The organism is uncultured Maricaulis sp., from assembly GCF_963975345.1.
Classification (GTDB): domain Bacteria; phylum Pseudomonadota; class Alphaproteobacteria; order Caulobacterales; family Maricaulaceae; genus Maricaulis.
Genome location: NZ_CAXBGE010000003.1, coordinates 332,258 through 340,341 on the forward strand (window position 1 = coordinate 332,258; position 8,084 = coordinate 340,341).

Sequence of the window (8,084 nt, forward strand, 5' to 3'; positions counted from 1 at the left end):
GATTACCTCAAAACGCTGGCGCGGGCGCGGGCGATACCGCGTTCGGCGGCTTTCTCGTCGAGCGCCGTCTCGCTTTGGCTCAACACCGCCATAAGGCCGGCATGAAGACGTTCGGTCAACGCGGTATCCTCCAGCTTTTGGCCCAGATGCGTGACATAAAACACATCCGTTGCGCGTTCGCCATAACCATCAATCTGGGCGGATGTAAGGGAAAGATTCTCGTCGGCGATGACGTCGGCCAGGTCCGCCAGCAGGCTCGGCCGGTCGCGGCCGGAGGCCTCTATCACCGTGGCATGTTCGGCCAACTCATTGGAGATACTGACATGTGGCTCGACACGGAAGGCCGCGTCGCGGTGCTTCATCGGCATGATGCGCCGTCGCCGGACCGCGAATTCCCCCGTCGCGACCACTCTTAAATAAGCCACGAGCGCGTCACGCTGCGGCGTATCATGGCGGCCATAGGGCTGACCGGCCGCGTCCTGTATGTAGAAGACATCAAACACATGCCCGGAATTCGTGGTGTTGATGGTCGCGCCGACAACATCGGCGCCCATATCGGCCAGGGCCGCCGCCATATCGGCAAATACGCGCTCGCGATCGGGCGACCAGATCATCACTTCTGTCGCAGCTCGCCGCCGATCAACCCGCACCGCTGCCGCCGAAGCGCGCCCCGTCTCGAAAACATGCCGGGCGAAGGCCGCGTGCCGGAAGCGGTCTTCCTCGGAAAACGACACCCAATAGGCATCATTCAGCTCTGCCGCCCACCACTGCGCGAAAGCCGGATTGATCCGGGCCAGTCGCGGTAAAGTCCGATCGCGCGTCACCCGGGCCTTGTCGGCAAGGGTTTCTCGTGCCCGCTCCAACCCGGCACCCTCGCTCTCGAGCACCTGCTCGGTCGCCGAGTACAGATCGCGGATCAGCTGGCCTTTCCAGCCATTCCACACGCCCGGTCCAACCGCACGAATATCGACCACCGTCAGTACGGTCAGCAGACGCAGGCGTTCCACTGACCCAACGGCAGCAGCGAAATCGGCGACGGTCTGCGGATCGCTCAAATCGCGACGCTGCGCGGTATCGCTCAACAACAGGTGGGTCTGGATTAACCAGGCAACGAGTTCGGTTTCTGTCTCGTCGAGGCCGAGCCGTTTGCAGGCGGTGCGGGCCCGGATTGCGCCTTCAATGCACTGATCACCCGAGCCCTTGCCGGTGTCGTGAAGCAGCACGGCCAGATGCAGGGCGCGACGCCGGTTGATCAGCGGCAAGATGCGGGTCGTCAGAGGATGATCAAGCGGGTGTTGGCCATCTTCGATTTCGCGCAAGATCCCCAGCGCCTGCAGCGTATGCTCATCGACGGTATAGTGGTGATACATGTTGAACTGGGTTCGCGCGACGATATCGCCAAACTCCGGAATATAGCGGCCCAGCAGGCCCGCCTCGGTCATCAGACGCAAAACCGGCATCGGCGCCGGCGAGTCGAGCAGAACCGCGAAGAAGGCGCGGGCGGCGCGGGGGTCCTCGCGAAATTTGTCATCGACATGGTGCAGCGTCCGGCCAATCCGCGCGACCGCCTCCGGGTGCAAGTCCAGCCGCCGCGAGGATGCGACGTGGAAGAAGCGGATCAGATTGACCGGGTCGTCGGCAATCTGGGTCGGATTGGCGAAATCGAGACGGCCATCGCGCAGCACGAACTTGCCCAGATCCGGGTTCTCATCCGGATCCTGGCCGGGCAGAAAGCGCGCCAAACCTCGTGGTTTGGACTTCCAGGCATCCGCTTCCAGCTTGGCGCAGACCAGGCGTGTCAGGGCGCCAACATCCATCGCGGCCCGGAAATAGGCGCGCATAAAGCGTTCGACCGCGCTTTCATCCTCGCCATCTTCATACCCCATCCGGGCCGCGATTTCGGGCTGCAGATCGAAGGTCAGCCTTTCATCCTTGCCGCCAGCCAAGGCATGTAAATGAAAGCGGATCGTCCACAGCAGATCATCGGCGGCGACGTATTTGACGACATCATCGACCGAGAGCAGGCGGGTGCCGACCCAGCGCTCGAAAGCGTCAGCGCCATAGAGAAATTGCGCCAGCCAGCGCATCAGCTGCAGATCGCGCAAGGCACCCTTGCCGGATTTGATATTCGGCTCGACCGTATAGCGCGAGCGGCCGGCCTTCTCGATCCGGGCATCGCGTTCACGCAGCTTGGCCTCGACGAAGCCGGTCTTGTCGCCCGCGATCACCTCCTCGCGGAAGCGATTGGTCAGCGCACTGACCTGAGCCTCATCGCCCGCCAGATAGCGCAGGCTGAGCAGTGCTGTTCGCTCGGATGCGTTTTCGCGGGTGATTTCCAACGTCTCGTCAATCGTGCGGCACGCCCCGCCGCCGACATCGATCTTGATGTCCCACAAGGCGTAGAGCACACGCTCGAGAAAGGCGTCGGTGGCGGCGTCCCCATCGCCCGGCTTGATCAAAAGCAAATCGACGTCGGAAAAGGGCGCCAACCCTCCGGCCCCAAAGCCACCAAGAGCGCACAGCGCCACACCGCGTGAACCCTCAACATCACTCGCGGCCATGGAATCGAACAGGGCGTGCAGGCTGACGCTCATGCCATCGCTCAGCGCCTGGGCCGCCAAGGCACCGCCGCCGCCCTTGGAGAGACAGCCGACTGCTTGGGCGTGAAAGCGGTCCAGCGCGGCGCGAACGTGGGCCAATGCGGTTGCCCGGGCTGCCGGCGAGGCCCAGCCCTCAACCGCAATAGCCGCCGCCAGCTGGGCGCGCAGCGTCAGGGCGTTCAGCGAAGCGGGCAGTGCCGGGTGGGTCATCGGGATCTCAACCTAGTGCACCAATTGGTGCGGCGTTACTCATTCTTCATCAACGCTTTGAGCTCGTACAGGATTTCCAGCGCTTCGCGCGGCGCCAACCCGTCGGGCTCGACATCGGACAGCCGCACTTCGACCGCAGATTCCCGTGCTTCGACAACGGGTTCGGCCAGCGCAAACAGGGGTAGATCGGCCAAGGCCGCCGCCGGTGCACCTTCCGATTCGAGCCGCGCCAGAATGGTTTTGGCGCGCCGGATTGCGACTGGTGGCAAGCCAGCCCGCCGAGCGACCTCGATCCCGTAGGAGCGGTCGGCAGCGCCGGGACCGACCTCGTGCAGGAAGACCAGTTCGCCCTTCCATTCGCGCGCCTTGAGCGAGCAGTTACCGGCCGCGTCGAGATCGTCGGCGAGCCGGGTAAGTTCATGATAATGCGTGGCGAACAGGGCGCGGCACTGATTGACACCGTGCAGATGTTCCGCTGCGGCCCAAGCGATGGACAGGCCGTCGAACGTCGCGGTGCCGCGGCCAATCTCGTCGAGAATCACGAAGCTGCGGCCTGTGGCCTGGTTGAGGATCGCTGAAGCCTCAATCATTTCAGCCATGAAGGTCGAGCGGCCCCGTGCCAGATCATCCGCCGCGCCAACGCGGGAATAAAGCCGGTCGGCAATCCCGATCCGGGCGGAGCGCGCCGGGACGTAACAGCCGGCCTGGGCCAGCATCAGGATCAGGGCATTCTGCCGCAAATACGTGGACTTACCGGCCATATTCGGCCCGGTCACGAACATCAGCCGCGCTGCCGCCGCACCCGCACCATCGAGCATGCAGTCATTAGGCGTGAAACGGCCTTCGCCCGTGCGCTGCAAGGCACGTTCGACCACGGGGTGACGGCCACCGGAGACGGAGAAGACCGAACTATCCTCGACCACCGGACGGCAAGCTTCTGTTTCTATGGCCCATTCAGCGAGCCCGGCGGCAACATCAAACTCGGCCAAGGCGCGGGCAGCTTGGCGGATCAGATCGGCCAAGCCTTCGACGCGCTGGCAAAGCCCTTGAAAAACTTCGATTTCCATCGCCAGCGCACGTTCGCCGGCGCTGGAGATTCGCGATTCCAGATCGGCCAGCTCAACCGTCGAGAATCGCACGACATTCGCCATGGTCTGTCGATGGATGAAGTCCTCGCGGCCCATCAGGGCATCACCATGCTTGGCGGTGACTTCGGCGAAATACCCCAGCACGTTATTATGCCGTATTTTCAAGCCCGTAACGCCGGTCGCTTCGGCATAGGTCTGTTGCAGACCAGCGACGATACGACGCGAGGCATCGCGCAGCTTGCGGGTCTCGTCGAGCTCGGGCCGCCAATCGGGGGCGACGAAACCGCCATCGCGCGCCAGCAAAGGTGGCTCATCAAGGATAGCGCGTTCCAGATCGCTAACCAGGGCTGATAATTCCGGCTTGTCGGACAGGGACAAGGCGGCAAGATTGGCGGCGATCATCGGTGGCGGCGTGGCGAGCGGTGCGGCGTGAATGCGGGTGGCGAGGGCTTCGCCTTCTGCCAAAGCGGCCGCTAAGGCCTTGAGATCACGGGGTCCTCCGCGGCCAAGCAGGAGGCGGGACAGGGCGCGTTCCGGATCACCGGCGGATTTGAGGCGCTCGCGGGTGTCGCGGCGCAGTTCCGATGACGTTTCAAAAAAGCTTATCGCATCAAGGCGTTGTTCGATCTGAATCGCATCGGTCAAGGGCCGGGCGAGGCGTTCGGCGAGGCATCTGGCGCCGGGTGCGGTGACGGTGCGGTCGATGGCGTCGAGCAGGGAGCCGGTGCGGTTGCCGCTCAAAGTGCGTTCAATTTCAAGGCTTGCGCGGGTGGCGGGATCGACGGCGAGGACGCTGCCTTGAGCGATTTGGCGCGGTGGAGCGAGCTTGGCGGGAGCGCCGGCTTGCGACAAAGCGAGATAATCGAGAAGCGCCCCGAGAGCTGCCCGTTCAGCACGCGTAAACTCACCGTAAGCCGTCAGCTCATGCACTGCAAAGTGCGCTTTAAGCTGTCGCTCGGCTGAGGCTGCGTCGAACTTGGCGCGGGCGAGCGGTGTGACCGTCGCGCGCGGCGCCAAATCACCCGCCTCCTTGAAGCGGGTTTCCTCGACCAGAAGCTCGACCGGATTCATCGCCGCGAGCTCGGCTGCGAGATTTTCCGCAGCGACTGCCATCACCGCGAACTCCCCCGTCGAAACCTCGGCCCAGGCGATCGCGCTCTCGCCGCTGGGCAGGCGAGCCAGCGCCGCGATCCGGTTGGAGCTGCGTGGATCGAGCAAAGTGTCCTCGGTCAACGTGCCGGGCGTGACGACGCGGCGGATTGCGCGGTTGACGACGGATTTGGAACCGCGCGCCTTGGCGGCCTTGGGATCTTCGGTCTGCTCGCCGACCGCGACCTTGAAACCGGCCTTGATCAGGCGCGCCAGATAGGCTTCCGATGCGGCGGCGGGAACACCGCACATCTGGATCGGCTCGCCCTGGTGTTCGCCGCGCTTGGTCAGGGCGATATCGAGTGCGGCGGAAGCGCGCACGGCATCGTCGAAGAAGAGCTCGTAAAAATCGCCCATGCGATAGAACAACAATGCATCGCCAGGCGCCTGCGCGCGCAGTGCGAGGTATTGCGCCATCATGGGCGTGGCGCCCTCGGGGTCGGGAAATTGCCGATTGGCCGGAACCGGCATCTGGGTCATCGCATTCATTGTGACGGTCCGTGACGAGGTTTCGCCTTGCGTGCAAGGGGGCGAAGCGGCTAGAGGCCTAGTTCTATGGGAAAATCCCGCGCGGGCAAGGATGGCAGTGATGAGCGACAGAATCAGCAAGGTCGATGACGAAGAAGCCCTGGCCTTTCACCGCGAGCCCACCCCCGGCAAAATCGCCATGGCTGCAACCAAACCGATGGCCACCCAGCGCGATCTGTCCCTCGCCTACAGCCCCGGTGTTGCGGCCCCGGTCAAGGCCATCGCGGCCGATCCGGACAAGGTTTACGACTATACCTCCAAGGGCAATATGGTCGCCGTCATCACCAATGGTACCGCGATTTTGGGCCTCGGCAATCTGGGCGCCATGGCGTCAAAACCGGTGATGGAAGGCAAGGCGGTCCTGTTCAAACGCTTCGCCGATATCGATGCGATCGATATCGAGGTCGAGGAAGAAGATGGCGAGGCTTTCGTCGAGTGCGTCCGCCGCTTCGGCAATACGTTCGGCGGCATCAATCTGGAAGACATCAAGGCGCCGGAAAGCTTCATCATCGAAGAGCGGCTGCGCGAATTGCTCGATATCCCCGTCTTCCATGACGACCAGCACGGCACAGCGATCATTTCCGCCGCCGGCATCATCAATGCCTGCGAGATCACCGGCCGCCGCATCGCCGACCTGAAAGTCGTCGTCAATGGCGCCGGCGCGGCCGGGATTGCGGTGCTCAGCCTGCTCAAATCGATGGGCGTCGATCCGAAGAACGCCATTTTGTGCGACAGCAAGGGCATCATCCACACCGGCCGCACCGATCTCAATCAGTGGAAAACCGCCCATGCGGTCGAGACCGACAAACGCACCCTGACAGAAGCGCTGATGGGCGCCGATTGCGTCCTCGGCCTGTCGGTGGCCGGCGCGCTGACTGGCGAAATGGTCAAGTCAATGGCCGCCAATCCGATCATTTTCGCGATGGCCAATCCGGACCCGGAAATCACCCCGGAAGAGGTTGAAGCGGTGCGCGACGACGCGATCATGGCGACGGGCCGCTCCGATTATCCCAACCAGGTCAATAACGTGTTGGGCTTTCCCTATATTTTCCGCGGCGCCCTCGATGTCCGCGCCCGCACCATCAATGAAGAGATGAAGATCGCCGCCGCCCATGCCATCGCGGCTTTGGCCAAGGAAGACGTGCCCGACGAGGTCGCCGCCGCCTATCATGGCGCGCGCCCGAAATTCGGTCGCGGCTATATCATCCCCTCGCCGTTTGATCCGCGCCTGATTTCCTATGTCCCGCCCTATGTCGCGCAAGCGGCGATGGATAGCGGCGTCGCGCGCAAGCCGATTGCCGACATGGCTGCCTATCGCGCCTCGCTGGCCCGCCGGCTCGACCCGACCGCCGCGCTGTTGCAGCGCATCCAGGGCGCGGTGATGGGCCAGGGCCGCCGCATCGTCTTCGCCGAGGGCGAGGAGCCGGCCGTAATCCGCGCCGCCTTCGCGTTTCAGAGCCAGGAGCTCGGCAAGGCGATCCTGGTTGGCCGCGAAGACATTACCCGCGCCAATATGCGCCTGGTCGGCGTGCCGGAAGATTCCATCCAGATCGTCAATGCCCGCATGTCGGACCGCAATTCAGACTATGCCGATTTCCTCTACAAGCGCCTGCAACGGCAGGGCTATCTCAGCCGCGACGTGCAGCGCCTCGTCAATAATGACCGCAATGTCTTCTCCGCCTGCATGGTCAAATTTGGTGATGCCGACGGCATCGTCACCGGCACGACGCGCAGCTATGACGCCGCCCTGCGCGATGTGAAACTCGTGCTCGATACGGCGCCGGGCCAGCGCGTGATCGGCCTGTCGATAGCACTGGCGAAGAACCGCACCCTGTTCATCGCCGACACCAATGTCACCGAATTCCCCGATAGCGAGGCCCTGGCCGATATCGCGATGGAAGCCGCCTCCGCCGCCAAAGGCTTCGGTTTCACCCCGCGCGTCGCCTTCCTGTCCTATTCCACCTTCGGCAACCCCGCCGGCCAACGCTCTGACAAGCTGCAAGCCGCCGTCGACATCCTCGATGCCCGCGGTGCCGATTTCGAATACGAGGGCGAGATGAATGTCGACGTCGCCCTCGACCCCTCACACCGCTTCCTCTACCCCTTCTCGCGCCTCTCCGGCCCGGCCAATGTCCTGGTCATGCCGGCGATCCACTCCGCCTCAATCTCCACCAAACTCCTGCGCGTCGGCGGCGGCGCCAATGTGATCGGCCCAATGCTTTTGGGCTTCGAACACCCGGTCCAGATCGCCCGGCTCGGCGCTTCGGTGAGCGAAATCACGACGCTGGCCGCGCTGGCCGCTTATGATCCGGAGAAGCATGAGGTTGAGGGAGTTTTGGGGGAGTAACGCGCTGGGGACACAGTATACTGTGTCCCCTCACGCAGGTTGGCCCGTCCCTCACCCCTAAAATCCTCTAATTTTGTCATCAAGTCAGTTGCGGGAGTGCCAGATTGGCATCTCGGACGCGGGCATTTGCGATGACGAGGACTTTGCGGGCGACGGCTGTCA

General features: G+C 63.4%; 3 protein-coding genes. 1 reads left to right on the forward strand and 2 read right to left on the reverse strand.

Annotation, left to right across the window (positions count from 1 at the left end; all coding sequences use genetic code 11):
- Positions 1 to 2: 2 nt before the first annotated feature.
- The gene (locus AAC029_RS04935; protein WP_339744572.1) at positions 3 to 2,810 is read right to left on the reverse strand and encodes a [protein-PII] uridylyltransferase; all 2,808 of its coding nucleotides are present in this window, start codon (positions 2,808 to 2,810) and stop codon (positions 3 to 5) included.
- A gap of 35 nt (positions 2,811 to 2,845) precedes the next feature.
- Positions 2,846 to 5,536: a DNA mismatch repair protein MutS gene (mutS, locus tag AAC029_RS04940; RefSeq protein ID WP_339744575.1), complete on the reverse strand. Its 2,691-nt coding sequence runs from the start codon at positions 5,534 to 5,536 to the stop codon at positions 2,846 to 2,848.
- A gap of 100 nt (positions 5,537 to 5,636) precedes the next feature.
- On the opposite strand from mutS, the gene AAC029_RS04945 reads away from it, so the two are divergent.
- On the forward strand, positions 5,637 to 7,922 hold the full coding sequence (locus AAC029_RS04945; protein WP_339744578.1) for an NADP-dependent malic enzyme: 2,286 nt from the start codon (positions 5,637 to 5,639) through the stop codon (positions 7,920 to 7,922).
- Positions 7,923 to 8,084: the final 162 nt, after the last annotated feature.

Bases quoted from the DNA above. Each gene is read 5' to 3' on its own strand.
- AAC029_RS04935 (WP_339744572.1), bottom strand. From the start codon at position 2,810: ATGACCCACCCGGCACTGCCCGCTTCGCTGAACGCCCTGACGCTGCGC.
- mutS (WP_339744575.1), bottom strand. From the start codon at position 5,536: ATGAATGCGATGACCCAGATGCCGGTTCCGGCCAATCGGCAATTTCCC.
- AAC029_RS04945 (WP_339744578.1), top strand. From the start codon at position 5,637: ATGAGCGACAGAATCAGCAAGGTCGATGACGAAGAAGCCCTGGCCTTT.